The organism is Caulobacter sp. GSs2 (assembly GCF_058680895.1).
Genome location: NZ_CM178725.1, coordinates 3,423,251 through 3,449,746, shown reverse-complemented (window position 1 = coordinate 3,449,746; position 26,496 = coordinate 3,423,251). Strand labels below are relative to the sequence as shown.

Below are 26,496 nucleotides of genomic sequence, written 5' to 3'. Positions count from 1 at the left end.
CACATTAAATAAAATTCAGGCGCCTCCATTGGCCGCCTTTCGGGCCTCTAAGGTTGAGTAGCCATCGAGAGCGCCTCATGTTTCGCCCAGCACCCCAGCCTTTCCTTCGTCTTATGGTCGCGAGCGCCGCTGCGCTGGTGATGAGCACGGGCGCCGCAGTGGCGCAGGACTATCGGCCCAGCTTCCGTCCCGACACGCTGAAGGGCCCGCCCGCCGGGAAGGTCAATGAAGTCCTGGTGCTGGGCACCACCCACCTCTCCGGTCTGCCCAAGACCTTCGACATGGCGCTGCTGGCCCCGCTGGTGGATCGCCTGGCGGCCTGGAAACCTACCGGCATCGCCACCGAGGACCTTTCGGGCCTGCAGTGCGACGCCCTGCGGCGCCATCCGGCCCGCTATGCCGATACGGTGAAGACCTATTGCTACGATCCGACCATGGCGGGCCAGGCCGTCGGCCTCGACGTGCCGGCGGCCAACGCCGAGGTCGAGCGCCTGCTGGCTGCGTGGCCCGCCCAGCCCAGCGCCGCCGAACGCCGACATCTGGCGGCCGTGTTCCTGGCGGCGGGCGAGCGAAACTCGGCCCTGGTGCAATGGCTGCGGCTGCCGCAGGCCGAACGCCTCGCCGGCGACGGCCTCAACGACGCACAGGCGACCTATCTGGAATCCTTGAAGACCCGCCGTAACGAGTCCAGCCAGATCTCGGCCGTGCTGGCCGCGCGCCTGGGCCATGAACGCCTGTGGAGTGTCGATGACCACTCGGCCGATACCCCTGACAGCAGCGACCCAGTCGAGCGGAAGGCCTTCGAGGCCGCGATCATGACGGCGTGGAATAACCCCACCAACCAAGCCCGCCAAGCCCAGGAGGAGCGCCTGCAGGCCGGCCTGGAGAAGCCGGACGGCCTCCTGAACATCTACCGGGCCTACAACAGCGCCGACGCCCAGCTGACGGCCTTCAAGGGCGACTTCGGCGCGACGTTCGTTGAGCCGTCGCCGCAGGGCTTCGGCCGTCGGTATCTGGGCTATTGGGAGACCCGCAACCTGCGCATGGTCGGCAATATCCGCGACGTGCTGGGCCAGCATCCCGGCATGCGGATGCTCGCCATCGTCGGGGCGTCGCACAAGGGCTACTACGAGGCCTATCTGAACCAGATGCACGACGTGCGCCTGGTCAGCGCCGACGCGGTGCTACGCTAGGATGGCGTGAGGGGCGACAGGGGGCGAAAGCGGGCCAGGGCAAGCACTCTCTAGCTCAAAGTCATCCCCCTGCTCCTCCCCCGGCCCGATAGCCGCCGCCAAGGCCAGGCTGGCGCCTTGAGTCGGATCTGCCGTTGACTAGAGATTTTCCGGCCAGCGTCTGGAGCCATGGAGCACGCGAAGAACCTCGATCTGCTCACCCTTCACCCGATAGGCCACGACGAACGGGCCTTTGGAGACCACGAGTTCACGAGCGCCGCCTCGACGGCCCGGCCGTCCAAGGTGGGGAAAATCCGCCAGCAATGCCACGGCCTCTACGATCCGGCTGACCTGCCCGGCGGCGGCTAGGGGTCTGTCATGCGCGATCCACGCCCGGGCGAACACAAGATCGCGCAGGGCCAGATCCGTCCAGCAAACCCGCATGCGTCAGTCGCGACGGGGCATTGGGCGCTCGTTGGGCTGCCCCCACGACGCAACCCAGTCCGCAACCTCATCATGCTCGAAAAGGCGCCCTTCTTCGGCCGCACGCAGACCTTCGTCGATTGCGGCGTCCTGCCAGTCGCGCAGTTCGAGAAACTCACGCACAGCGCGCTCGACGACCACCGCTTTAGGCTGATCGAGCACCGCCGCCGTCTCCGTGAGACGACGATCCAGTTCACTATCGAGCTCAAGACTGAGAGGAGCGCTTTTTACCATCGGCCTTCCCGAACAAGTCGTGAACACAGCATAGGCCCGAGAGCGAAAAAGGCTAGCTATTCCTCATCAATCGGCGCGGCTCGCGCGACGATGCCCGTGGCTTCCAGACCCGCCGCATTGCGCAGGCGAGCCGCACGGGCCAGGCGCCGGGCGACCAGATCGCCCTCCTCCGGCGCGGCCAGGCCCCGGGCTTCCGACACCGCCGCCACCAGCCGTTCCAGGTCCTGCGGCCGCGACAGCCGGTGGTCGCCGTCCTTGATCAGGGTGAAGACCACGTCATCGCTCCTGAGCGCGTTGGCCAACTCCAGCGCGTGGGTCCAAGGCACGTCCGGATCGGCCCCGCCCTGCAGCACCCGCACCGGAGCCTCGATCGGCACGGGCCCGGGCAGGATTGACCACCGCGCGCCATCTTCCAGCAGCTGCCGGGTGATGGCGTAGCCGCCGTCGTCATACTCCGAAGGTCGGATCCAGAAGCCGTCCTTCGCGATAGCGGCCTTCGCCTCTTCCGACAGTTCGGGCTCCATCAGTTTCTCGGTGAAATCCGGGGCCGGAGCGATCAGCACCATGGCCTTGACCCGCTCGGGCCGCGCAATCGCCGCCAGGCAGGCGATCCAGCCGCCCATCGACGAGCCGACCAGCACCAGCGGCCCTTCGGTCAGCTCATCGATCACCGCCAGGGCGTCCTCGCGCCAGCGGCTGATCGTGCCGTCCCGGAACGCGCCGTCCGACTCGCCGTGGCCGAAATAGTCGAAGCGCAGATAGGCCCCGCCCGTCGCCTGCGCATGATCGGCCAGAACCTGGGCCTTGGTCCCGGTCATGTCGGAGTGGAACCCGCCCAGCCAGACCACCGTGGGCCCCTCGCCGGCCACAAGACGGTAAGCCAGACGCTGATTGTCGGCTCGAACCAGAAAGTCCGGGTATTCGGTCATGGCGCGGCCTTGATCCTTTCGCTAACTAAACTCGTCATCTCATCCGAGAGTCGCGTGCCCGCACTTCCCGCCGATTTCACCTTGCTGCAGGTTACCCCCGAACTGGAAACGGGCGGCGCTGAGCAGACGACGATAGATGTCGCCCACGCCGTCGTGGCGCAAGGCGGCAAGGCGTTGGTCGCGACAAAGGGCGGACGCATGGCCTCGCGGCTGGAAGCCGACGGCGGCCGTCTGGCCCAGATGCCGGCCCAGACCAAGAACCCGCTGATCATGCTGGGCAACGCCGCGCGGCTGATCGACCTGATCCGCCGCGAAAAGGTGACCCTGGTCCACGCCCGCTCCCGCGCCCCGGCTTTCAGCGCCCTGTGGGCCGCCCATGCCACCAAGGTGCCGTTCGTGGCCACCTATCACGGCGTCTATAATGCCCGCTCGAACCTCAAGCGCTGGTATAATGCGGTGATGACCAAGGGTGACCTGGTGATCGCCAATTCCGAATACACCCGCGCGCATGTGATCAAGGAACACGGCATTGATCCCGACCGCGTGGTGGCCATCCCGCGCGGCGTCGACCTGACCCGCTTTGAACCCGGCATGGTCAGCGCCGACCGGATCGAAGCCCTGCGCAAGGCCTGGGGGATCGCCGCCGATGAGCGCCGCCTCAAGGTGCTGCTGGCCGGCCGCCTGACCCGCTGGAAAGGCCAGGCCCTGCTGATCGAGGCCATGGCTCAGCTCAAGGCCGCCGGCGGCGCCCGGGTGCTGCTGCTGCTGGTCGGCGACGATCAGGGCCGCAAGGCCTATCGCGCCGAGCTGGAAGCCCAGATCGCCGCTGCGGGCCTGCAGGATGACGTCAAGATCATCGGCCATTGCGATGACATGCCCGCCGCCTATCTGCTGGCCGACCTGGCCATAGCGCCCTCGCTGGAACCCGAAGCCTTCGGCCGCACGGCGGTCGAGCCACAGGTGATGGGACGCCCTGTGCTGGCCGCCGATCACGGCGCCGCGCGCGAGACCGTGCTGCCCGGCGAAACCGGCTGGCTGGTCGCGCCGGGTGACGCACAGGCCTGGGCCGCTGCGCTGGTCACAGCCCGCGACGCCGGCGCGGCGACTCGCCAGAGCATGGGCCAGACGGCCCGGGCTCGCGCCCGGCGGTTGTATTCGGTGGACGCCATGTGCGAAGCCACCTTGAACGTCTATGCGCGCGTGCTGGAAGCCAGAGTTTTGGAGCGGAGACCGTGAGTAAGGAAATCAAGAAGGTCCTGGTGATCAAGCTGGGGGCCCTTGGCGATTTCGTTCTCGCTCTGGCGGCGATGAAGAAGATCCGCGAGGCCCATCCCAAGGCCAAGATCACCCTTCTGACCACCCCGCCCTTCGAGGCCCTGGCCAAGCTCAGCCCCTATTTCAACACGGTCGAAACCGACGGGCGTCCCGAAGACTTCGCCGACCTGACCCGGATGCTGGGCCGGCTGCGCAAGGCCCGCTACGACCGGGTCTATGATCTGCAGACCAACAGCCGCACCAACTGGTACTTCCAGGCCCTGCGGCCGTTCGCGCCGCAATGGAGCGGCATCGCCTTTGGCTGCTCCCTGCCCCAGCGCAGCAAGACGCGGCAGACCATGCACACCCTGGAGCGTCAGGCCGACCAGCTGCGCGCCGCCGGCATCTGGCCAGACGCCCCGACCGAGCATGGCAACGCCCCGCCGCCGGACCTGTCGTGGATCCTGCGCCGCCACAAGGACGCCCGCCCCGTGGCCGGCGCCGCCACGCCGCGTCCCTATGTGCTGTTCGTGCCCGGCGGCTCGGCCCACCGGCCGGAAAAGCGCTGGCCCGTCGAGGCCTTCGCCCAGCTGGGTTCGCTGCTGAAGGCGCGCGGCCTGGACATCGTGATCATCGGCGGGCCGCAGGAAAGCGCCATGGCGCGGCAGATCCAGAAGTCTGTCGGCCAGGCCCGCGACCTGACCGGCCGCACCGATTTCGCCCAGCTGGCCGTGCTGGGCGCCAAGGCGGCGCTGGTGGTCGGCAATGACACCGGCCCCACCCATCTGCTGGCCGCCGCCGGCGCCCCGACCATCGCCCTGTTCTCGGACGCCTCCGACCCCGACCTCTGCGGTCCGCGCGGCCACGTGGCGGTGATCCGCTCGCCCGACCTGAAGGCCCTGCCCGTCTCCACGGTGGCCAGCGCGGCGATGAGCCTGCTGCCCTAACCCGTACTGTCATCCCGGGCGAAGCGAAGCGCAGACCCGGGACCGCCAAATTCACGATGCGCCACTACCCTTTTGCGATACCGTGAACTACACTCTCGTAATGCGAGAGCATTCCTACGCCGTCTATCTGATGACCAATACGCGTCGCGGCGTGCTCTACGTCGGCGTCACATCAGATCTTGCTTCTCGCGCCGCTCAGCATCGTGAGGGCGCGACGGGCGGGTTCACCCGCCGGTACGGCTGCAGTCGCCTCGTTTGGTTTGAAATTCACACGGATATCGAAGCCGCGATCCGTCGCGAAAAGCTCATCAAGCGCTGGAAAAGAGCCTGGAAGTTTGAACTGGTGGAGGCACGCAATCCGCACTGGGTCGACTTGCTTCCAGCCCTGCTTGGCGAAGCTGAGTATCCTTGGCCGGAACCGGCAGCTATCCCGGGGTGTGGCGGTCCCGGGTCTTCGCTGCGCTTCGCCCGGGATGACAATAAAAGTTAGTACCCCGCGTAGCGTCCGGGCCGGTGATTGGCGATGATCACCGCGCTCAGCGCCACGGCCGAGAGAATCGACAGCAGCAGCTTTGCCGGGCTGATCACCGCAAAAGCGGCCGCGACGACCAGGCAATCGGCGATCATCTGCACCTTGCCGGCGCTGATCCCGCGCTTTTCCTGAAGATACAGCGCCAGCACGCCCACGCCGCCGACGCTGGAGCGATGCCGCGCCAGGGCCAGGATGCCCATGCCGATGATCGTGCCGCCGAACATCGCCGCGAAGACCGGGTCCACGCCCTCGACCTGCAGCCAGTACGGCATGCCCAAAGCCAGGCCCGCCAGCAGCAGGTTTGTGGCCAGGGTCTTGATCGTGAAGTCCCGCCCCAGCGCCCGGTAAGCCAAGGCGTAGAAGGGAATATTGAGCACCAGGAACACCGTCCCCACGGGCCAGTCGGTCAGGTAGGAGACGATCAGGGCCACGCCCGCGACCCCGCCGGTGACGAGCCCGGCGGCCTTCAGCAGGGTCAGGCCCACGGCGATGAAACTGGAGCCGATCAGCAGGGCGTGGATGTCTTCGATCGGGGTGTGTCGGTGCGTGTTGGCGGGCAAGGCGGGTCAATATCCGTCAGCGAAAAACCAGGTTCCCGCCCGACCGTTTCCGTCCCGGATACGCCTTGCGCCCAAAAGGATTGGCTGCGCTGGCGCCTGTTTGGTTCGCGCCGCTTGATAGGGGGCGCCCGACAGGTCATATATCATCTTCTCGCAGCGCGCCTTCGCGCAGCGCGACTACCTTCAACTGTACCGGAGCCGCCCCTATTCGCCGTCCTATGCAAACGCCGCCCGTCAAAGACGGACCGCGTATCAACGATGAAATCCGCGTCCCGCGCGTCCTGCTGATCGACCAAAACGGCGAGAAGCAAGGCGAGATGCCGACCGCCTCCGCCCTCGAAGCGGCGGAAGAAGCTGGTCTGGACTTGGTGGAAATCGTTCCGAACGCCAATCCTCCCGTCTGCAAGATCCTGGACTACGGCAAGTTCAAGTTCCAGGAGCAGAAGAAGAAGAACGAGGCGCGCAAGCGGCAGAAGATCGTCGAGCTCAAGGAAATCAAGCTCCGCCCGAACATCGATATCCACGATTACGAGGTCAAGACCAAGGCCATGACCCGGTTCTTCGAGGAGGGCGACAAGGTCAAGGTGACCCTGCGCTTCCGCGGCCGTGAAATGGCTCACCCCGAGCTGGGCATGAAGCTGCTGATCAAGGTGAAGACCGACTTCGAGGAAATCGCCAAGGTCGAGTACGAGCCGCGCATGGAAGGCCGGCAGATGATCATGATCCTGGCGCCGCGGTAAGAGCTTCGTTTCGGATCCTGCATTCCAGATCAACGCCCCGGCCCTCGCCGGGGCGTTTTTCGTTTCCGGCCTCGACTTTATCAAGATCAACCATCAAGGCCGCTCGACACGAACACGCGTCTTGATAGAGTTCCCTTCAGGGTTTGGGGGGATGAGACAGCGTGTTTGGCAAGAACTTGGCCGTCGCGGCGGCATGTGTGGCGATAAGCGCAGGAACCGCGCGCGCCGAGGAAAAGATCCCGCTCGCCGCCTATGGACGTTTGCCCAATGTGGAGGGCATCGAAATCTCTCCGGACGGCAAGATGCTGGCGGTGACGGTCACCAATGGCGAGCATCGCGTTCTGACGGTTCGCAAGACCGACGGGACCAGCGTCGCCGGCTTGAACATGGGCGCGGCCAAGCTGCGCGATGTGCAATGGGCCGGCCAGGATCATCTGGTGGTGATCGTGTCGCAGGCCGCCAAGGTCGCGGACGTATCGGGGCCTCAGCACGAATACTTCATGGCCATGGACTTCAACCTGACCACCGGAAAGCAGACGGGACTGCTTAACGGTAAGTCCAATTCGATGAACCTGGCCGGGGCGATGAACGTGGTGCTCGCCTACCCGATGATCCGCACGGTCGACGGCGCGCCACATGCTTTCCTGGAAGGCATCCGCTTCGTGGACAATGTCGGCGTGAACACGCTGTACCGCGTCAACCTTGCGAACGGCCTGACCCGCATCACCGACTACAGCGGCGAACCCAACACCGATGGCTGGCTGGTGGACACCGAGGGCAAGCCGGCCGCGATGTCACTCTATGATCAGGAAAAGGGCGTCTGGCTGCTGAAGTTACGGATCGACGAACGCTGGCAAGAGGTGGAACGCGTCGTTACGCCCATGGGGTCGTATGGCCTGTCCGGCTTTGGTCGCGACGGCAAGTCGGTGCTGGTCAGCATGACCAACGACAAGAACGAGTCCTTCCTTCGTGAATATGGTCAGGACGGTTCCAAGACGGATTTGCCGCAACTGGGCGGACTTCTGCACGATCCGAATGACCTCAAGCTTCTGGGCGGTGTGAACCTGACCGGCGACGACCTGGTCTATTCCTTTTTCGACGCCAAAAGCCAGGCGACCTGGAACGCCGTGACCAAGGCCTTCAAGGGCAGCATCGTCGGCCTGGCCTCATGGTCCCAGGATCGCCGCAAGGTGGTGGTGAGGGTCGATTCGCCCGTCGCCGGCCCGGGCTACGCTCTGGTCGATCTGGACGCCAAGAGCGCCAATTGGCTCGGCAATATCTATCTCGGCGTGCCGCCCCAGGGGGTCTCCCCGGTGAAAGCCATCCGCTATAAGGCCAAGGATGGCCTGGAGATCAGCGGCTATCTCACCCTGCCGCGCGGAAAGGCCGTCACGAACCTGCCGCTGGTGGTGCTACCGCACGGCGGACCGGAGGGACGCGACTCGCCTGGCTTCGATTGGTGGGCCCAGGCCCTGGCCTCGCGCGGCTACGCGGTCCTGCAGCCCAACTTCCGAGGCTCGGAAGGGTTCGGCTGGGACTTCGTCAAGGCGGGCTTTGGCGAATGGGGCAAGAAGATGCAGACCGACCTGTCGGACGGGGTACGCGACCTGGCCGCTCAGGGCCTGATCGACCCCAAGCGAGTCTGCATCGTCGGCGCCTCGTATGGCGGCTATGCGGCCCTCGCCGGGGCGACGCTCGACAAGGGCGTGTATCGCTGCGCCGCCTCGGTCGCCGGCCCGTCCGACCTCAAGCGCATGTTGGTCGACAACCAGAAGCGCTACCTGAGCAGCCGCAATTCCAGCCTGCGCTACTGGCTGCGCTTCATGGGCGCTGAGGGCATCAAGGATCCGGACCTTGCCGCCATCTCGCCGGCCGCCCTGGTCCAGCAGGTCGAGATCCCGATCCTGCTGATTCATGGGAAGGACGACACGGTCGTGCCCTATGTGCAGAGCCAGATCATGGCTTCGGCCTTGAAGAAGGCCGGAAAGTCCGTGGAGCTGGTGACGCTGGAAGGCGAGGATCACTGGCTATCCAGTGGAGCCACCCGCCTGACCATGCTGACCTCGACGGTGGACTTCCTGGAAAAGCACAATCCGCCGAACTGACGCGCGCTGGCTATAGCGGCTCGCGAGCGAAGTTTTGGTCGTCTGCCACCGCCAAAAGGCGTATTCGGGCGGCCCTTCGAAAGCGCCGACCATGCCCCCGACCGCCTCTCCCGCGTCGTCCGCCCACAGCGAGCGCGCGCTCTACGTCCTGCTGCTGGTGGTGTTCATCAACCTGGTGGGCTTTGGCCTGGTCATTCCGCTGCTGCCCTTCTATGCGCAGTCGCTGAAGGCGGAACCCTGGCAGATCACGGCGCTGTTCTCGGCCTACAGCCTGGGACAGTTCTTCGCCGAGCCGTTCTGGGGGCGGCTGTCGGATCGGATTGGCCGGCGGCCGGTGCTGATCGTCACCATTCTGGCCAACACGCTGTCCTATGTCGCCCTGGCCTTCGCCCCGACCATCTGGATCGCCTTCGCTATCCGCCTGATCGGCGGGTTCGCGACCGGCAATATCTCGACCATCCAGGGCTACATGGCCGACGTCACCCCGCCGGAGAAGCGGGCGGGCCGCATGGGCCTGCTGGGCGCGGCCTTCGGCGCCGGATTCGTGGTCGGCCCGGCCCTGGGCGGCCTGCTGGCCCACCCGGAGGCCGGACGCCTGGGGTTCCAGATCCCGCTGTTCGTGGCCGCCGGCATGGCGGCCCTGGCCTCGCTGGGCGTCTTTCTGTTCGTGGTCGAAAGCCGCTCGCCCAGCGCCCCCGGCGCGGCGAGGCCCCACCGGCGCGAGGCCCTGCAGGCGGCCATGGCCAGCCCGATCCTGAGTCGGGTGCTGCTGGTCACCCTGGTCTCGACCGCCGCCTTCGCCGGCATGGAGTCGGTGTTTGGCCTGTGGACCCACGCCCGGTTCAACTGGGGCCCGCGCGAGGTTGGCCTGTGCTTCGCGGTGATCGGGGTGGTCGCCTCCATCGGTCAGGGGGCCGTGACCGGCCGGCTGGCGCGGCGCTTTGGCGAGCCGCTGGTGCTGACCACCGGCCTGTCGATCATCGCCGTGACCCTGTTCCTGACCCCCTTCGTGCCCAGCGCCGCCCTGGTGCCGGTGATCGTGGGCGGCACGGCCTTTGGCCAGTCACTGGTCTTTCCCTGCGTGGCGGCCCTGATCTCGCGCAACACCCCGCCCGACCGCCAGGGCGAGATGCTGGGCCTGAACATGGCGGCCGGCTCCCTGGCCCGCATGGTCGGCCCCCTGATCGCCGGGTCGCTGTTCGGCCTCGCCATCGGCGGACCCTACTGGTTCGGCGCGGCCCTGATGCTGCCCGCCGTCTGGCTGGGCGTGACCCTGGTGGGCCGCGCCAAGGCGGCGGCCTGAGCGGCGCCGCGCCAGTGCGGTCTGTCCGCCCTTGCCTTCCCCGACTCTTTCCCGTACTAACCCCGCCTTTCCGGAACCGCCTGGCTTATTGGCATGCCATGGCGGTTCGTCTTGCTATCCCAGAGGACAGGGCGAAAGCCCTGACGCGAAATGCCTAAGTTGAAGACCAAGTCAGGCGCGAAGAAGCGCTTCAAGATCACGGCCACGGGCCTGCTGAAAGCCGGCGTCGCCGGCAAGCGTCACCGTCTGATCGGCCACAACGGCAAGTACATCCGCCAAAACCGCGGCACGAAGGTCATGAGCGAATCCGACGCCAAGACCATCCGTTCGTACCTGCCCTACGGCCTTTAAGAGGAGCGCTGACACATGGCTCGCGTCAAAAGGGGCGTTACCGCCCACGCCAAGCACAAGAAGGTTCTTGAGCAGGCAAAAGGCTTCTACGGTCGCCGCAAGAACACCATCCGCACCGCCAAGGCCGCCGTCGACAAGGCCGGCCAGTACGCGTACCGCGACCGCAAGGTTCGCAAGCGCGCGTTCCGTTCGCTGTGGATCCAACGCATCAACGCCGGCGCTCGCACCGAGGGCTTCACCTACTCGCAGTTTATCCACGGCCTGGACGTGGCGGGTATCGTGATCGACCGTAAGGTCCTCTCGGATATCGCGGGTCAAGACCCTGCCGCGTTCAAGGCCATTGCTGACAAGGTCCGCACCGCCCTGGCCGCCTAAGGTCTTTTTCGGGTTCGTCCCGATTGCGATCTAAGAAAAGCCCTCCGGTGCCAACCGGGGGGCTTTTTGCTGCGCGCTCCCCTACTCCGCCCCGCCCGAATGCTCTAGACGGAAGCCCGTCATGACCGATCTCAAAACCCTCGAATCCGATGTGCTGGCGCAAGTCGCCGCCGCCGCCGATCTTTCCGCCCTCGACGCCGTGCGCGTCGCGGCCCTGGGCAAGACCGGCTCGATCTCCGGCCTGCTGAAAACCCTGGGAGCGATGAGCCCCGAGGAGCGCAAGACGCAGGGCGCGGCGATCAACGCCCTGCGCGACGCCGCCGCCACCGCCATCGCCGACCGCAAGGCGACGCTGGAGACTGCCGAGCTGGACGCGCGCCTGGCCAGCGAGACCCTGGATCTGACCCTGCCGCCCCCCTATCGCCGCAAGGGCAGCGTCCATCCCACCATGCAGACCATGGACGAGATGGTCGCCATCTTCGCCGAGATGGGCTTCGCGGTGGCCGAAGGTCCCGACATCGACGACGACTTCCACAATTTCACGGCCCTGAACTTCCCGCCCAAGCACCCGGCGCGGGAGATGCACGACACCTTCTTCTTCAATCCGAAGACCAACGCCGACGGTTCCGACGGCGAGCGCATGCTGCTGCGCACCCACACCTCGACGGTACAGGTGCGGACCATGATGTCGCAAAAGCCGCCGATCCGGATCATCGCCCCGGGCCGCACCTATCGCTGCGACAACGACGCCACCCACACGCCGGTGTTCCACCAGGTCGAGGGCCTGGTGATCGACAAGGGCATCCATATGGGCCACCTGAAATGGACCCTGGAGACCTTCCTGGCGCGGTTCTTCGAGACCGACGCGGTGACCACCCAGTTCCGCCCCCACCACTTCCCGTTCACCGAGCCCTCGGCCGAGATGGACGTGCAGTGCGACCGCTCGGGCGGCGAGATCAAGATCGGCCAGGGCACATCGTGGCTCGAGATCCTGGGCTGCGGCATGGTTCACCCCAATGTGCTGCGCGCCTGCGGGATCGATCCGGACGAATACCAGGGCTTTGCCTTCGGCATGGGCGTCGACCGGCTGGGGATGCTGAAATACGGCATGCCCGACCTGCGCGACATGTTCTCGTCCGACAGCCGCTGGCTGGCCCACTACGGCTTCAGCGCCTTCGCCGCGCCGAACGCCGCCAGCGGGCTGAGCTGATGATCGAGCGCACGCAGGTCTATGTTGGACTCTTGGGTGAAGGCACGGACGCATGGCGGCCGACCATCGCCTACCGGGTATCCGACACGGTCTACGTGCTCTCGAACGAGAATTTCGACGCCGAAACAGAGACGTGGGCCGTGACTCCTGGCTCGTTGATCACATTGGCAAACAAGGAAACGTCGACCGGCTCCATTCCGGTCGCAGTCATCCACGCGGAGCGCTGACGATCAGCCGCTTCCCATCAGGTTCGACACGATGAAATTCACCCTCTCCTGGCTCAAGGATCACCTCGACACCGAGGCCTCCGCCACCGACATCGTCGCCGCCATGACCATGGCCGGCCTCGAGGTCGAGCACGTCACCGATCCGGCGACCAAGCTGGCCGCCTTTACGGTCGCGAAAATCGTCGAGGCCGTGCAGCACCCCAACGCCGACCGCCTCCGCGTCTGCCAGGTCGACACCGTCGACGGCATGAAGGAGATCGTCTGCGGCGCGCCCAACGCCCGCGCGGGCCTGACCACCATCTATGCCCCCATCGGCGCCTATGTGCCGGGCCTGGGCGTCACCCTGGTCGAGAAGCCGGTTCGCGGCGTCGTCTCCAACGGCATGCTGTGCTCGGCCTCCGAGCTGGAAGCCGCCAGCGAGAGCGACGGCATCATGGAGCTGCCGGACGACCTGGCTGTGGGCACGCCCGCCGCCACGGCGCTCGGCATGGAAGCCGTCATCGACTTCGAGGTCACCCCCAACCGCCCCGACTGGCTGGGCGTCGCCGGCATCGCCCGCGATCTGGCGGCGGCGGGCGTCGGCGCGCTGAAGGACCTGTCGATCGCGCCGGTGCCGGGAGCCTTCCCCTGCCCGATCACCGTCAAGGTCGATGGCGAGGCCTGCCCGGTGTTCGCCGGTCGGATGATCAAGGGCGTCAAGAACGGTCCGTCGCCCAAGTGGCTGCAGGATCGCCTGCTGGCCATCGGCCTGCGCCCGATCAGCGCCCTGGTCGATATCACCAACCTGATCACCTATGACCGCGCCCGCCCGCTGCACGTCTATGACGTCGCCAAGCTGTCGGGGACGCAGATCTCGACGCGCCTGGGCCGTCACGGTCAGCATGGCGACGAGCACCTGATCGCGCTCGATGGCAAGACCTATGAGCTGACCCCGGACATGTCGGTGATCGCCGACGCCTCTGGCGAGCGCCCCATCGGTCTGGGCGGCGTCATGGGCGGCGAAAGCACCGGCTGCTCGGAAGACACCACCGACGTCTTCGTCGAGAGCGCCTGGTTCGAGCCGATCCGCACGGCCCAGACCGGCCGCACCACCGGCATCAACAGCGACGCCCAGTACCGCTTCGCCCGCACGGTCGACACCCACTCGCTGGTTCCCGGCCTGGAGCTGGCCACCCGGCTGATCCTCGACCTCTGCGGCGGCGAGCCGTCGGAGATCGTGGTGGCCGGCGAAGCGCCCCCCGCCCCGACCGGCTTCGCGTTCGAGCCCGACTATGTCGAGCAGCTGTCAGGCCTGGCGGTGACACCCGACCAGACGCGCCAGATCCTGTCCGACCTGGGCTTCGACATCGTTCTGGGCTCGCCCTGGACCGTGACCCCACCGACCTTCCGCCGTGACGTGGAAGGCAAGGCCGACCTCGTCGAAGAGGTCGCCCGCATCGCCGGCTATGGCGCCCTGCCCTCGACGCCCCTGCCGGAAGTTCCCCGGGCCGTGGGCGGCATCCTGACCGCCAAACAGGCGCGTGGCCGTGTCGCGCGCCGCGCCCTGGCTGCGGCCGGCTATGCCGAGGCCCTGACCTGGAGCTTCACCAACCAGAAGATCGCGACGCTGTTCGGCGGCGGCGCGGCCGAACTGGTGCTGGCCAATCCGATCGCCTCGGACCTGGACTGCATGCGCCCCTCCTTGCTGCCCAACCTGATCGAGGCCGCCGGCCGCAACGCCCGCAAGGGCTTCCCCGACGCGGCCCTGTTCGAGATCGGTCCCACCTTCCACGGCGACCGGCCGGCCGACCAGCGCACCGTGGTGGCGGCGATCATCGCCCCTCACGCGCCGCGCAATTGGGACAAGGCGGCGCAGGACGACCTGTTCACCGTCAAGGCCGACCTGATGGCCCTGCTGGAAGAACTGGGCGCGCCGGTCGACAAGCTGCAAACGGCGCAAGGCTCGGCCTCGTCCTGGTGGCATCCGGGCCGCTCGGCGCGCCTGCAGCTGGGCCCCAAGGCGGTGATGGCCGAGTTCGGCGAACTGCATCCGGCCGTGCTCAAGGCCCTGGACGTGGCCGGCCCGGTCTATGGCTTCGAGATCACCCTGGAAGCCATCCCCGAGCCCAAGAAGAAAGCCCACAAGTCAAAGGCCGCCTTCTCGCCCTCGCCGCTGATGCCCCTGACCCGCGACTTCGCCTTCCTGGTCGAAAAGGCCAGGCCGGCCGGCGATCTGGTCAAGGCCGCAGCCGGCGCCGACAAGGCGCTGATCACGGCCGTGCGGGTGTTCGACGTCTATGACGGCGCCGGCGTGCCCGACGGCTTCAAGTCGGTGGCGCTGGAGGTTGTGGTGCAGCCGCGCGAGGCGACCCTGACCGACGCCGATATCGAGGCGCTGTCAGGCCGCATCGTGGCCGCGGCCGAGAAGGCCGGCGGGAAGCTTAGGTCGTAACGACACACTCGCCCCCTCCTGACCGCTTCGCGGTCGTCCTCCCCCGTAGGGGGAAGACGCCTTCATCTTCCCCCTACGGGGGAGGAGCGCCGAAGGCGCGGAGGGGGCAAGTGTCCAGACTTCAGGCACCGGCGCCCAAGCTTCGAACATTCTGCCCACAACCGCGACCGATCGCCCCTGCGCGAGGCAAGGTCTTGCGCAGGGCGCATACCCACGCTACCTCTAGTGAACTCGCAAGGAGCTCCTGGGTCCACATGGTCTCGCAACTCGTCCTCAACATCGTTCTCGTGACCGGCTTTACCGCCGTCGCGGCGATGTCGTGCGCCGCGACCATGATGTGGAACCAGATTAAAACCGTTCCTATACGAACGGGGCAACGGCGCGCGAGATAACCTGAACGCAGCCGACGGATCGCAAGATCTTCAAAAAGCCCCGCCTCCGAAAGGAGCGGGGCTTTTTTGTTGCGCGTTTCGTCGGTCCTCCAAAACCAACCCGAGGGGACTTGAGATCCATGAGCTACCTGCCTGCACCACCCGCCTTCCACAGCGACGCCGACGGCGTCACCGTTCACCAGCTGCTGCTGGCCGCCCAGGACGCCCACAGCGCGCTGGACGCCGTGCGCCAGGGCCTGGCCGACAGCGGCGCCGAGCTGTGCAACCTGACGCTCAAGCCCGTGGGCCAGATCGTCGAAGCCAGCTTGCGCGTCCGTCACCTGGGTGACCAGGCCGCCCGCCTGCTGGCCCGCGACCTGGCCGCCTGGCCTGGCGTCAACTCGGCCAGCGTCGAGCATCAGTGGGTGCGACCTTGAACCCTTCCAAACCGGACGAGGACAAACGACGTTTGTTTCTCGTCACGGCCGAAGACACGCCCGACGCCCTGATGCGGGTGTTGGGCGTGGCCAACGTACAGCAGACCCGCCTGCGCGCCCTGACCGCTACGCCCGACGGCCAGACCCTGGCCATCCGGCTGGAGATCGACGACCAGGGCGACCAGCGCGCCCAAGCCCTCGCCTCGCGGCTGGAGGCGTGTCCGTCGGTGCGCGGCGTCGGTTTTGGCTGGCGGGCGTAACCAAACCGCGCGGCCATGCGTATCTAGGTCCAGGACCCGCTAAAGGGTCGCTCCGGAAAGACGTTCGATGCGCCGCCTGCTGACCCTGATCGCCGCCCTTGTCGCCTTCGGCCTCCCCGCCCTGGCCGCAGCGCCCGCCAAACCCAAGACCGCCACCGCCGTGTTCGCCGGCGGCTGCTTCTGGTGCATGGAGCACGACATGCAGGGCGTGCAAGGCGTCCTCAAGGTGGAGAGCGGCTATACCGGCGGCCACGTTTTCCGACCGACCTATCGCGATGTCACCAGCGAGACGAGCGGCCACTACGAGGCCGTCCGCGTCACCTATGACCCCGCCAAACTGGAATATGGCTTCCTGCTCTATCGCTACTGGAAGCTGGTCGACCCGACCGATGACGGCGGCCAGTTCTGCGACCGTGGCCCGTCCTATCGCCCGGCCGTGTTCGTCAGCAGCGCCGAGCAACGCGCCGCCGCTGAAAAGTCCCGCAGCGAGGCCGCCAAGCGCCTGAAGACCGGCAAGATGGTTACGCCGGTGCTCGACCTGAAGACCTTCTGGCCGGCCGAGGAATACCACCGCGACTATGCCAAGCGGAACGCCCTGAACTATCAGGCCTATCGCATCGGTTGCGGGCGCGACCTGCGGCTGAAGCAGGTCTGGGGCGGGTAAGAGCCCTGTCATCCCGGCCAAGCGCGCAGCGCGCCGAGCCGGGACCGCAGCAAGCGCCGCGTTTCCTGCGGTCCCGGGTCTTCGCCCGGGATGACAGGCGAGGAAAACGCCCAAGCTCCACCGCCTCGACTCCGCCTCAATCCCCTGTAGCTTAAGCGTGTAAAACAGGGAGATCATCGATGAACCGTCGCGCGCTTCTGGCGACCGCCGCGCTTGTGCTGGCTGCAGGCGGCGCGCATGCCGCTCCGGCTCCCGATCTCTCGGTCACCATCTACAACTCCGACCTCGCCTTGGTCGAAGATGCCCGCGACCTGGACCTCAAGGCCGGGCGCCAGCGGCTGGAGTTCAAGGACGTCTCGGCCGCCATCCGCCCCGAAACGGTCAGCCTGTCGGCGGCCGGCGTTACGATCATCGAGCAGAACTTCGACTACGACCTGCTGACCCCCGACAAGCTGATGGAAAAGGCGGTCGGCCAGCAGGTCCGCATCGTCCGCACCAATCCCGGCGACGGCAAGGAGACCACCGAAGTGGCCACCGTGCTGGCCGCCAATGAAGGTGTGGTCCTGAAGATCGGCGACCGCATCGAGGTGCTGCGCGACGACGGCGTGCCCACCCGCGTGATCTTCGACAAGGTGCCCGAGACCCTGCGCGCCCGCCCGACCCTGTCGGTGACGGTCGATGCCGACAAGGCCGGCCCGCGCGCCTCGAAGCTCAGCTACCTGACCTCGGGCCTGGGCTGGAAGGCCGACTATGTGGCCCTGTTCGACGAGAAGAAGCAGGCGCTGGACCTGCAGGGCTGGATCACCCTGACCAACAATTCCGGCACCCCTTTCGACAACGCCCGCACCCAGCTGGTGGCCGGCGACGTCAACCAGCTGAACAACGGCGGCTATCGCCGGTCCAGCGCGTCCATGATGTCGGCGGGGACCGAGAGCGGCGACGCCGAGCGTCTGGCCGACTATTATGTCTATCCCCTGCCGCAGCGCACCACGATCGCCTCCAACCAGAGCAAGCAGGTCGGCTTCCTCAGCGCCCAGGCCGTGGCGGCCAAGAAGGTCTATGAGATCCGCGAAGGCGGGTTCGACAGCGACGAGAGCCCGTCGTCGGCCACGGTCGCGATCCAGTTCAGCAACGCCCGGCTGGCGGGTCTGGGCAGCCAGCTGCCGGCCGGCGTCATGCGCATCTACATGCGCGACCAGGCCGGCGATCCCAAGTTCATCGGCGAGAACAGCATCGACCACACCCCGGCCGGCTCGGAACTGTCGATCAAGACCGGCGACGCCTTCGACGTGACCAGCCAGGCCACCCTGATCAGCCAGGAGAAGGTGTCAAAGACCCGCTCGCGCTACGCCATGAAGTACCTGGTCCGCAACGCGCGCCCTGAAGCCGTCACGGTGGAACTGCGCCAGGGCGGCCTGTGGCGCGACGGCGAGGTCAAGGCCGAGAGCCTGAAAAGCCGCCGCATCGACGCCCGCACCCTGGGCTGGAGCGTGCCCGTGCCGGCCAATGGCGAGACGGTGCTGACGTTTACGGTCGAGACGGGCTGGTGAGCAGGCGGCGCCAAGATAGATCCTCCCCCTCCGGGGGAGAGCAGATAGCCCAAAAGCGGCTGTCATCCCGGACGAGCGCGCAGCGCGAAGATCCGGGACCGACGCCTGAGCTCAGAGCTTCCGGCGGTCCCGGATCTGCGCTTCGCTTGTCCGGGATGACAACATTATTCGCTGCGACGCCCTATGCGGTCGCCCTCGCCCTCACCACCCTCGCCTCGCCAGCCCTGGCCGACACCATCGCCTCCCCCGCCGCCGAGACAACGGCCGTCACCCTCTATCGCGCCGGCTCGGAACCCTTCCAGACCCTGCAGCCCTGGCAGCGCGAACAGGCCCTGAAAAAGGGCCTGATCCTGGTCACAGAGACCCGCACCGTCACCCTGCCCGCCGGCCGCCACACCCTGCGCTTTGACGCCGTCGCCGACGGCCTGATCCCGCAGAGCGCCGCAGTCGACGGCCTGCCCGGCGGCATCATCGAGCGAAATTACGACTATGCCCTGCTCAGCCCCGGCACCCTGCTGGAACGCTCGCTGAACCAGCCGGTCGGCATCGTCCGTACCCATGCCAGGACCGGCCGACAGACCGCCGAGAGCGCCATCGTCCGCCAGGGCCCCAACGGCGTCGTGCTGCAGACCGCCACCGGCGTCGAGGCCCTGGGCTGTTCCGGCGGCGCCGAGCGTCTGGTGTTCGATCACATCCCGGCCGGCCTGTCCGACAAGCCCTCACTGTCGACCCTGATCGACGTCCCGGTCGCCACCACCGTCAAGCTCACCCTGTCGTACCTGGCCATCGGCGTGAACTGGCAGGCCGACTATGTGGCCCGCATCGCGCCGGACGGCAAAACCCTGGACCTCACCGGCTGGCTGACCCTGGTCAACAGCAGCGGAACCAGCTTCGTGGACGCCTCGACCCAGGCGGTGGCCGGCAAGCTGTCGCGCGTGCCGGTCGACATCCCGAGGGCGGAGACCAAGGCGATCACCCGCGCCTGCTGGCCCATGGACACCACCACCCACGGCCGCAGTCCACCGCCTCCGCCTGTTGTCGCCTATGACATCATGACCTCCCCCCAGCCGCCCCCCATGGCCATGGCCGGCGCCCGCGAGGAGGTCACGGTCACCGCCTCCCGCGCCAAGCTGGCCGAGCAGTCCGAACTGGGCGACTACAAGCTCTACACCCTGCCCGAACCCGTCACCGTCGCCGCGCGCCAGACCAAGCAGGTGGCGTTCCTCGATCAGAAGGGGGTGGCCTTCCAACGCCTCTACATGGTCACAGTCGATCCCTGGAGCGACTACCGCAGCAATGACGTCCCCGCCGCGACAGTGCTGCTCCGGCTCGAGAACAAGGTCAGTCAGGGCCTGGGCAAGGCCCTGCCCTCGGGGGCCCTGGCCGTGATGGAGACGGCCGGCGGCCGCCCGGCCTTCGCCGGCGAACAGACGATGCGCGACGTGCCCGTGGGCCAGCCGTTCGACCTGGCGATCGGGCGGGCGATGGATGTCTCGGTCAGGCCCCGCCTGGTGTCGGAGACGCGGGCCCGCGCCGGACGCACGCGGCGGACCTATGAGGTCGATCTGGCCAACGCCAAGACCGGGCCCATCGTCATAGAGTTGCGTCACCGGCCGGACCGGACCGCCTTCAAGGTGATCCGCGAGCCCAAGCGCCACGATATTCGCGACGGCGCCATCGCCTGGCGTTTCACCCTGTCGCCGAAGGGTCGCGAGACCGTGCGCTATGTGGTGGAATACGAAGGCTGACGCCTGAAGGATTCGTCGAATGAAAAAGCCCCGGCTGGAAACGATGCTGGAGCGAGGCCTCTTCGCATCACGCTGGTTGATGGCGCCGTTCTATGTGGGCCTGGTCGTCACCCTGGCGGCGCTGCTGGTTGTGTTCTTCCAGGAACTGTTCCGCGAACTGTCCAACGTGCTGTCGATGACGCCGGAAGACGCCATCCTGATGGCTCTGACGCTGATCGACCTGTCGCTGGCGGCCAACCTGCTGGTGATCGTCACCCTGTCCGGCTACGAGAACTTCGTCTCCAAGATCGATACCGCCTCGCACGAAGATCGTCCCGACTGGATGGGCACGGTCGACTTCTCGGGCCTGAAGATGAAGCTGATCGCCTCGATCGTGGCGATCTCGGCCATCGCCCTGCTCAAGGCCTTCCTGAAACTCAGCGAACCCGGCACGCCCCTGGACGAGCCGCGCCTGCTGTGGCTGGTGATCGTCCACCTGTCCTTCGTGGTCTCGGGTGTGCTGCTGGCCCTGATGGACTGGCTCAACAGCAAGGTCTCCAGTCATTAGGGCGCGCAATCCTGGGCGTCTTCGGCTAAGCCAGCCGACCGAACTCTGAGCGACACACTCCAGGCGAATTCGCCAGTGGGATTCATCCACCACCGTCGCCAATCTGGATGGGGCCGGTTCGAAAAGGAGACGCCATGCGTCTGCATGTCGAGGCACGCCTGGACTACGACTTCATCGGAGAGGTCGAGTCGCTCCTGCATCTGGAAGTCGCCCTGTCGCCCGGACAGACGATCGTCACCGAGAGCCTGGTCCTGGATCCGCCCATCGCCTGGTCACGGCTGGATGACCCCGCCACCGGCGAGCGGCGGGTCGTTTTCACCCACCAGGGTCCGCTGCAAATCACCTATCTGGCGACGGTCGACCTGACCCCGCGCGACGATGGTCTGGCCGGTGCGGCCCAGCACGCCATCGCCAGCCTGCCGGTCGAGGTTCTGCCCTTCCTGCGCGCCAGCCGCTACATCGAATCCGACCTCTTCGAACAGATCGCGGCCTGCGATTTCGGCCCCTTGCAGGGCGGCGACAAGGTGGTGGCGATTATCGACTGGCTGCGCGGCGCCCTGACCTATCGCTGGGGCGCCAGCACCTCGACCACGACGGCGATGAACGCCTACATGAACCGGCAAGGCGTGTGCCGTGACTATGCCCACATAGCCGCAGCCCTGTGCCGGGCCAGCGATATCCCGGCCCGCATGGTCAGCGCCTATGCCGTGGGACTTGAGCCACAGGACTTCCATGCCGTGATCGAGGTGTATGTCGGCGGTCGCTGGCGGCTGGTCGATCCGACCGGTCGGGCTTGTCCTGAAACCCTAATCCGCATCGGTGAGGGCCGCGACGCCGCCGACATCGCCTTTCTGACCATCTTCGGCCGGGCAACCATGACGCGGCAGTCTGTGCGCGTGCGCGAGCTGTTACGGGAGCCGGCGGCGGCGTGAAGCCGCCAGCAGGCAGGCCTAAAAGGGCATGAGCCGGCGTTTGCGGCTGTAGCCGAGATAGCCGATATTGGCCCCCAGCCGCAGACCCACGCCCGCGCGGATCGGGGCCAGGGTGATATCGTCGGCCTTCTGATAGTTCACGCCCAGGCCGCCGATCAGATAGGCGGTGCCCTCAACGCCGGGGAAGCGGCGGAAGATCGCCTCGGGGTATTGCAGGTTATAGCAGAGGGTGAAGACCCGGCTGGCGTTGCCGCCCCAGTCCCAGCCCACCGAGGGGCCCTGCCAGAAGGTTTCCTGGGTCGGCCGGCCCTTCATGTAGAGCAGGCCCCGGCCATAGCGCAGGCCGAGGGCGATGGCGCCCGAACCTTCCTCGCCCGCGATGTAGCCGGTGGGCTGGCCCTTTTCGCGGAACACCTTCTCGATGGCGGCGCCGGCGCTCTCGGCCGTGACGCCCAGGAAGTCGGACGTGGCCCGGATCATCTCGTCGGCCGAATAGGTCTGGGCCGAACCGGTGTCATAGGCCGGGGTGGTCGTGCCGCTGGAGGCCACGTCCTGGGCCATCGTGTCCTGGGCGAAGACGCTGGACGCCCCCGCACTCGCGCCGAGGGTGGCTGCGCCCGAGAGGATCAACTTGCGACGGTCCATGACGGCCCCTTCAGAAATATCGTTGCGCTACTGTCGCAGCCCATTGGGACCGGTTTGCGGCCACCCGCTTTAAGGTTCGGTTAAGCATGAGGAAAACCGGCCGCCTGGAGGGCGCATCGCCCTCTCGCGAAGCGGCCCAAATGTGCTAGACGCGGGCGCATGACCTCTACGCCGCTCGACAAGATCAGAAATTTTTCAATCGTGGCACACATTGACCACGGCAAGTCCACGCTGTCGGATCGCCTGATCCAGGAGACCGGCGGCCTGACCGCGCGCGAGATGACCGCGCAGGTTCTCGACAACATGGACATCGAGAAGGAACGCGGCATCACCATCAAGGCCCAGACCGTGCGTCTGGAATACAAGGCCGATGACGGCGAGACCTATATCCTCAACCTGATGGACACCCCCGGCCACGTCGACTTCGCCTACGAAGTCTCGCGCTCGCTGGCCGCCTGCGAAGGCTCGATCCTGGTCGTCGACGCCTCGCAAGGCGTCGAAGCCCAGACCCTGGCCAATGTCTATTCGGCCATCGACAACAATCACGAGATCGTCCCGGTCCTCAACAAGATCGACCTGCCCGCCGCCGAGCCCGAGCGCGTGCGCGCCCAGATCGAGGACCTGATCGGTCTGGACGCCAGCGACGCGGTGCTGTGCAGCGCCAAGTCGGGCCTGGGCATCCACGACGTGCTGGAAGCCGTGGTCACCCGCCTGCCGCCGCCCAAGGGCGACGAAAATGCCCCGCTCAAGGCCCTGCTGGTCGACGCCTGGTACGACGCCTATCTGGGCGTGGTGGTGCTGGTGCGCGTCATCGACGGCCGCCTGAAGGCCGGCATGAAGATCAAGATGATGCAGCACGGCTCGACCCACCTGATCGACCGGGTCGGCGTCTTCAAGCCGAAAAACACCCCCGTCGAGAGCCTCGGCCCCGGTGAGATCGGCTTCATCACCGCCCAGATCAAGGAAGTGGCCGACGCCGCCGTCGGCGACACCATCACCGACGAGAAGAAGCCCACCGAAAAGGCCCTGCCCGGCTTCAAGGACGTGCAGCCCGTGGTGTTCTGCGGCCTCTTCCCGGTCGACGCCGCCGACTTCGAAGACCTGCGCGCCGCCGTCGGCCGCCTGCGCCTCAATGACGGCAGCTTCACCTACGAGATGGAGAGCAGCGCCGCCCTGGGCTTTGGCTTCCGCTGCGGGTTCCTGGGCCTGCTGCACCTGGAGATCATCCAGGAGCGCCTGTCCCGCGAGTTCGACCTCGACCTGATCGCGACCGCCCCCTCGGTGGTCTACAAGATCCACATGCGCGACGGCAGCGAGATCGAGCTGCACAACCCCGCCGACCTGCCCGACCCGATGCACATCGAGAGCATCAGCGAGCCCTGGATCAAGGCCACCATCTTCACCCCCGACGAGTATCTGGGCGGCGTGATCAAGCTGTGCCAGGACCGTCGCGGCCAGCAGCGCGAACTGTCCTATGTCGGCAACCGCGCCATGGTCATCTACGACCTGCCGCTCAACGAGGTGGTGTTCGACTTCTATGACCGCCTGAAGTCGATCTCCAAGGGCTATGCCAGCTTCGACTATCAGGTCGAGGACTACCGCCAGGGCGACCTGGTCAAGATGTCGATCCTGGTCAATGCCGAGCCCGTCGACGCCCTCTCCATGCTGGTCCACCGCGACCGCGCCGAGGGCCGGGGCCGGGGCATGTGCGAGAAGATGAAGGAGCTCATCCCCCAGCACATGTTCGTCATCCCGATCCAGGCGGCCATCGGCGGCAAGATCATCGCCCGCGAAACCGTTCGCGCTTTGCGCAAGGACGTGACGGCAAAGTGCTACGGCGGCGACGCCAGCCGCAAGCGCAAGCTGCTGGACAAGCAGAAGGCCGGCAAGAAGCGCATGCGCCAGTTCGGCAAGGTCGAGATCCCGCAGGAAGCCTTCATCGCCGCGCTGAAGATGGACGAGGATTGATCCTCTTCCCTCTCCCCTTGCGGGAGAGGGTGGCCCCGGCGAAGGCCGGGGTCCGGTGAGGGGTCGCTCAGACCCTTCCTGAGAGGGCGATCAACCCCTCATCCGTCAGCTTCGCTGACACCTTCTCCCGCAAGGGGAGAAGGGAAGCGTCGCTGAGCCCTGCATCTGACGCCTTCACCGAACCTGGCACTACGGTGACAAAGCCCCAAACCGACACCGAGCGCGGTGCCTGTGGGCGTCGCCGAGGGCGCATGGCGGGAACCGACGGCACGGTCACCGCAATCCCCGTCTGGCGCCCGGCGTCCCGATGAAGTCTTCCCAGGCCAGCCCGCCCTCCCCCCGCCGTTTTTCCCGTCTGAGCAGAAAGTCCGGGCCGGCATCGCCCAGACCGTGTTGAATGGGTCTGGTTAATGCGCGTAGCGGGAGTCGGCGTCGGGTGGGCAGGTTGAGCGGGATGTGGCGGGCCTCGGCGGCGAGCCTGGCGATGATGGCGGTGCTCGGCGCGGATATCAGCCAGGCCGGCAGCGGCGATGACTGCCCGCCCAATCCCCAGCCCGGCAAGTGCTATGAAAAGGTCATGTCGCCGGCCCGCTACGAATCCTATGTCGAGCAGCTGATCGACCGGCCCAGCCGCACCGAAAGCCGGATCATCCCGGCCGTGTATCGCCTTGAGGAACGCCAGGAGCTGGTCACGCCGGCGCGGACGGAATTGGTCACCGTGCCCGCCACCTGGCGGACGGTCACCGAAACCGTCGTGGTCCGGCCCGAATCGATCCGGATCGAGACCGTTCCGGCCGTCTATGAGACCGTGACCGAGCAGGTTCTGGTGCGTGAGGCCTATACCGAGTGGCGGCGCGGCATGCTGCTGGACCGGCGCGAGACCGCCCCGGGCCGGACCATGATGAGCCCGACCGGCGAGGTCCTGTGCCTGGTCGAGGTGCCGGCGGAATATCGCCTGGAGACCCGGCAGGTCATGGTCAGCCCGGCCCGTCAGGTGCGGGTCCGCGAGCCGGCCGAGATCCGGACCGTCACCCGCCAGGTGATCGACCGCGAAAGCTATGAGGCGCGCCGCGAGATCCCCGCCCAGTATCGCACGGTGTCGGTGCGGGTTCTGGTGACCCCGTCACGGGTCGAAACCTATGACAGCCCGGTGCTCTATCGCAATGTGGTCAGCCAGCGACTGATCAGCCCGGCCCGCTTTGAATGGCGCGAGATTACCTGCGACCCGGGCTCCTCGCCGGCCCGCCACGGGACCTGAAGGCGCTTTCGGCTGTTCGTGGGACGGCGAACGCACGCCTGATCCTGCACAGGATGAGAATATGTTCCCCTGCGGGTTGAAAACCACGACACCATCGACCCGCGTTCGGTTAAGGTTAACCTGCTTCTCCTCCGGACCGGTTTCCACGCAGGATCCGGAGCATGGGCGACGGGATGTAACGGGGTCGATGGGCTCATGAGGGGATCTGGAATGAAGTTGAAACTTGCCGCTGGCCTGCTGGCCATGCTGGGCGCCAGCGCTGTCGTCGGATCGGCCACGGCCGCGGAAGACTATCGTCGTCCGTCGCCGCCGATGCCGCCGTCGCCGATGCCTGCGATCGACTGCCTGTGCACCCGGGCGGTGGTCTTCTATGGCCCGACCTCTTCCTATGGCGACATCCGCGTTTCGGCGCCGGGCGTTCGGGTCTATGGCGAGCCGGTGGTCGTGCCGTCGGGCCGCATCGATATCCAGGGCCCGCCGGTCTATGTCGACGCCCCGCCGATCCGCATCGCCGCGCCGCAGATCTATCTGCATCGTCCGGAAGTGCATGTTCGCCCGTCGGCCGTCACGGTCGATGCGCCCGAGATCCACTTCACCGGCTGCCCCGACGGCGTGCGCTGCGCGCCTGTCCGCCCCTAAGGGCGGCAGGGCTAACAGCATTCAGAACTGGAAAAGGCGGGGTTCACACCCCGCCTTTTTTCTGGCCGCAACCGCCCGGATCAGGACGGGAAACAGGACTGTAAGCAGGACGGGGATCAGGGCTTGCAGAAGTCGCGGGCCTCGCGGGCCAGGGCCATGTCGCCACCGGCCAGGGCCGTCTTGACCGCCTCGTCGCACCGCGATTCGCTGAGCAGGGCTGTGACCCGGCCACGCAGAGCCGCCGCAGCCTGGGCCTCCTCGCGCAGGACCCGCGCCGCGCGGCGATCGGCCGGCAGACAAAGAGACAGCCAGGTCGCGTCGGCGCAATTGGCGATCAGCCGGGCCCGCCGCACGGCCTCGGCGCTTTCGACGGTGTCGGCGGACGGCCGGGCGACCGCACTGGCCGGCGGCGCGGCGCTTGCAGCCTCGCCTGGTGTGGAGTCGGTCGAAGGCGCATCGATCGGGCGGACCACGGTCACTGACGGGATCTGGTAGTGGCACACCCAGCCCTTGGCCGTCATCTCGCAGGACTGGAGAGCGGCCTGAGCCTCCTGCGGCGCAGGGCCTTGCGCCAGGGCAAGCAAAAGCAGGAACATCGCCAACCTCACGCACGGGAGCCACTGC

At 66.8% G+C, this 26,496-nt stretch carries 27 protein-coding genes and 1 pseudogene; 22 read left to right on the top strand and 6 right to left on the bottom strand.

All coding sequences use genetic code 11. The features are described from left to right. Positions 1 to 77 precede the first annotated feature (77 nt). On the top strand, positions 78 to 1,193 hold the full coding sequence (locus ACW17Z_RS16710; protein ID WP_492056833.1) for a DUF5694 domain-containing protein: 1,116 nt from the start codon (positions 78 to 80) through the stop codon (positions 1,191 to 1,193). Positions 1,194 to 1,331: 138 nt separating this feature from the next. On the opposite strand, the gene ACW17Z_RS16705 is transcribed toward ACW17Z_RS16710, so the two are convergent. From ACW17Z_RS16705 to ACW17Z_RS16695, 3 genes are read right to left on the bottom strand one after another with little or no spacing between them, the layout of a single operon-like run. Next, positions 1,332 to 1,616, bottom strand: a complete 285-nt coding sequence (locus ACW17Z_RS16705) for a type II toxin-antitoxin system RelE/ParE family toxin (protein ID WP_492056832.1) — start codon at positions 1,614 to 1,616, stop codon at positions 1,332 to 1,334. Between the two features lie 3 nt (positions 1,617 to 1,619). After that, positions 1,620 to 1,889 (bottom strand): CopG family ribbon-helix-helix protein, encoded by a 270-nt coding sequence (locus ACW17Z_RS16700; protein WP_419320702.1) that lies wholly within the window; start codon positions 1,887 to 1,889, stop codon positions 1,620 to 1,622. Between the two features lie 56 nt (positions 1,890 to 1,945). Further along, entirely contained in the window at positions 1,946 to 2,818 is an 873-nt protein-coding gene (locus ACW17Z_RS16695) for an alpha/beta fold hydrolase (protein WP_492056831.1), read from the bottom strand. A gap of 54 nt (positions 2,819 to 2,872) precedes the next feature. Between ACW17Z_RS16695 and ACW17Z_RS16690 the strand changes: the two genes are divergently transcribed. The 3 genes from ACW17Z_RS16690 to ACW17Z_RS16680 all read left to right on the top strand — a co-directional run bounded on the left by ACW17Z_RS16690 (position 2,873) and on the right by ACW17Z_RS16680 (position 5,509). Continuing rightward, positions 2,873 to 4,054 carry a glycosyltransferase family 4 protein gene (locus tag ACW17Z_RS16690; protein ID WP_492056830.1) on the top strand — a complete coding sequence of 394 codons (1,182 nt, stop codon included), beginning with the start codon at positions 2,873 to 2,875 and terminating at the stop codon, positions 4,052 to 4,054. Then, on the top strand, positions 4,051 to 5,019 hold the full coding sequence (locus tag ACW17Z_RS16685; RefSeq protein ID WP_419320696.1) for a glycosyltransferase family 9 protein: 969 nt from the start codon (positions 4,051 to 4,053) through the stop codon (positions 5,017 to 5,019). Before ACW17Z_RS16690 ends, ACW17Z_RS16685 begins: the two co-directional genes overlap by 4 nt. Before the next feature lie 82 nt (positions 5,020 to 5,101). Next, complete coding sequence (locus ACW17Z_RS16680) at positions 5,102 to 5,509, top strand: GIY-YIG nuclease family protein (RefSeq protein ID WP_492056829.1); 408 nt, start codon at positions 5,102 to 5,104, stop codon at positions 5,507 to 5,509. On the opposite strand, the gene ACW17Z_RS16675 is transcribed toward ACW17Z_RS16680, so the two are convergent. Further along, entirely contained in the window at positions 5,506 to 6,111 is a 606-nt protein-coding gene (locus ACW17Z_RS16675; RefSeq protein WP_492056828.1) for a YitT family protein, read from the bottom strand. The genes ACW17Z_RS16680 and ACW17Z_RS16675 overlap by 4 nt on opposite strands. 218 nt (positions 6,112 to 6,329) lie before the next feature. Between ACW17Z_RS16675 and infC the strand changes: the two genes are divergently transcribed. The 15 genes from infC to ACW17Z_RS16600 all read left to right on the top strand — a co-directional run bounded on the left by infC (position 6,330) and on the right by ACW17Z_RS16600 (position 21,362). Continuing rightward, positions 6,330 to 6,851 carry a translation initiation factor IF-3 gene (gene infC / locus ACW17Z_RS16670; RefSeq protein WP_419255817.1) on the top strand — a complete coding sequence of 174 codons (522 nt, stop codon included), beginning with the start codon at positions 6,330 to 6,332 and terminating at the stop codon, positions 6,849 to 6,851. 197 nt (positions 6,852 to 7,048) lie between these two features. Beyond that, positions 7,049 to 8,956: an alpha/beta hydrolase family protein gene (locus tag ACW17Z_RS16665; protein ID WP_492056827.1), complete on the top strand. Its 1,908-nt coding sequence runs from the start codon at positions 7,049 to 7,051 to the stop codon at positions 8,954 to 8,956. A gap of 91 nt (positions 8,957 to 9,047) precedes the next feature. Then, positions 9,048 to 10,259, top strand: coding sequence for an MFS transporter (locus tag ACW17Z_RS16660; protein WP_492056825.1), 1,212 nt, complete (start codon positions 9,048 to 9,050; stop codon positions 10,257 to 10,259). Between the two features lie 150 nt (positions 10,260 to 10,409). Beyond that, positions 10,410 to 10,610 carry a 50S ribosomal protein L35 gene (rpmI, locus tag ACW17Z_RS16655; RefSeq protein WP_007672148.1) on the top strand — a complete coding sequence of 67 codons (201 nt, stop codon included), beginning with the start codon at positions 10,410 to 10,412 and terminating at the stop codon, positions 10,608 to 10,610. 15 nt (positions 10,611 to 10,625) lie between these two features. Continuing rightward, positions 10,626 to 10,985, top strand: a complete 360-nt coding sequence (gene rplT / locus ACW17Z_RS16650; RefSeq protein ID WP_419254681.1) for a 50S ribosomal protein L20 — start codon at positions 10,626 to 10,628, stop codon at positions 10,983 to 10,985. Between the two features lie 121 nt (positions 10,986 to 11,106). Beyond that, positions 11,107 to 12,195 (top strand): phenylalanine--tRNA ligase subunit alpha, encoded by a 1,089-nt coding sequence (gene pheS / locus ACW17Z_RS16645; RefSeq protein ID WP_492056824.1) that lies wholly within the window; start codon positions 11,107 to 11,109, stop codon positions 12,193 to 12,195. Further along, positions 12,195 to 12,422, top strand: a complete 228-nt coding sequence (locus tag ACW17Z_RS16640; RefSeq protein WP_492056823.1) for a hypothetical protein — start codon at positions 12,195 to 12,197, stop codon at positions 12,420 to 12,422. Before pheS ends, ACW17Z_RS16640 begins: the two co-directional genes overlap by 1 nt. A gap of 31 nt (positions 12,423 to 12,453) precedes the next feature. Then, positions 12,454 to 14,853, top strand: a complete 2,400-nt coding sequence (pheT, locus tag ACW17Z_RS16635) for a phenylalanine--tRNA ligase subunit beta (RefSeq protein WP_492056822.1) — start codon at positions 12,454 to 12,456, stop codon at positions 14,851 to 14,853. Positions 14,854 to 15,364: 511 nt separating this feature from the next. Beyond that, entirely contained in the window at positions 15,365 to 15,661 is a 297-nt protein-coding gene (locus ACW17Z_RS16630; RefSeq protein WP_419254677.1) for a hypothetical protein, read from the top strand. After that, positions 15,646 to 15,921, top strand: coding sequence for a hypothetical protein (locus ACW17Z_RS16625; RefSeq protein ID WP_492056820.1), 276 nt, complete (start codon positions 15,646 to 15,648; stop codon positions 15,919 to 15,921). The genes ACW17Z_RS16630 and ACW17Z_RS16625 overlap by 16 nt, the downstream gene beginning before the upstream one ends. 67 nt (positions 15,922 to 15,988) lie before the next feature. Then, complete coding sequence (gene msrA / locus ACW17Z_RS16620; RefSeq protein ID WP_492056819.1) at positions 15,989 to 16,585, top strand: peptide-methionine (S)-S-oxide reductase MsrA; 597 nt, start codon at positions 15,989 to 15,991, stop codon at positions 16,583 to 16,585. A 179-nt stretch (positions 16,586 to 16,764) separates the two neighbouring features. Further along, entirely contained in the window at positions 16,765 to 18,135 is a 1,371-nt protein-coding gene (locus ACW17Z_RS16615; protein ID WP_492056818.1) for a DUF4139 domain-containing protein, read from the top strand. 155 nt (positions 18,136 to 18,290) lie between these two features. Continuing rightward, complete coding sequence (locus ACW17Z_RS16610) at positions 18,291 to 19,883, top strand: DUF4139 domain-containing protein (RefSeq protein WP_492058548.1); 1,593 nt, start codon at positions 18,291 to 18,293, stop codon at positions 19,881 to 19,883. Positions 19,884 to 19,902: 19 nt separating this feature from the next. Continuing rightward, entirely contained in the window at positions 19,903 to 20,430 is a 528-nt protein-coding gene (locus ACW17Z_RS16605) for a TIGR00645 family protein (protein WP_419320680.1), read from the top strand. A gap of 134 nt (positions 20,431 to 20,564) precedes the next feature. Then, positions 20,565 to 21,362, top strand: a complete 798-nt coding sequence (locus ACW17Z_RS16600) for a transglutaminase-like domain-containing protein (protein ID WP_492056817.1) — start codon at positions 20,565 to 20,567, stop codon at positions 21,360 to 21,362. Positions 21,363 to 21,380: 18 nt separating this feature from the next. Here the strand turns inward: ACW17Z_RS16600 and ACW17Z_RS16595 are convergent, their stop codons facing one another. Then, positions 21,381 to 21,923, bottom strand: coding sequence for a DUF1134 domain-containing protein (locus tag ACW17Z_RS16595; RefSeq protein ID WP_419321423.1), 543 nt, complete (start codon positions 21,921 to 21,923; stop codon positions 21,381 to 21,383). 243 nt (positions 21,924 to 22,166) lie between these two features. Here ACW17Z_RS16595 and lepA point away from each other — a divergent pair, with 243 nt between their 5' ends. The 3 genes and pseudogenes from lepA to ACW17Z_RS16580 all read left to right on the top strand — a co-directional run. Further along, entirely contained in the window at positions 22,167 to 23,975 is a 1,809-nt protein-coding gene (gene lepA, locus ACW17Z_RS16590) for a translation elongation factor 4 (RefSeq protein ID WP_492056816.1), read from the top strand. Positions 23,976 to 24,420: 445 nt separating this feature from the next. Then, complete coding sequence (locus ACW17Z_RS16585; protein WP_492056815.1) at positions 24,421 to 25,233, top strand: hypothetical protein; 813 nt, start codon at positions 24,421 to 24,423, stop codon at positions 25,231 to 25,233. Between the two features lie 300 nt (positions 25,234 to 25,533). After that, positions 25,534 to 25,872: pseudogene (locus ACW17Z_RS16580) on the top strand (hypothetical protein); the annotation flags it as partial. Positions 25,873 to 25,988: 116 nt separating this feature from the next. Here the strand turns inward: ACW17Z_RS16580 and ACW17Z_RS16575 are convergent. Next, entirely contained in the window at positions 25,989 to 26,468 is a 480-nt protein-coding gene (locus ACW17Z_RS16575; RefSeq protein ID WP_419320672.1) for a hypothetical protein, read from the bottom strand. Positions 26,469 to 26,496 lie beyond the last annotated feature (28 nt).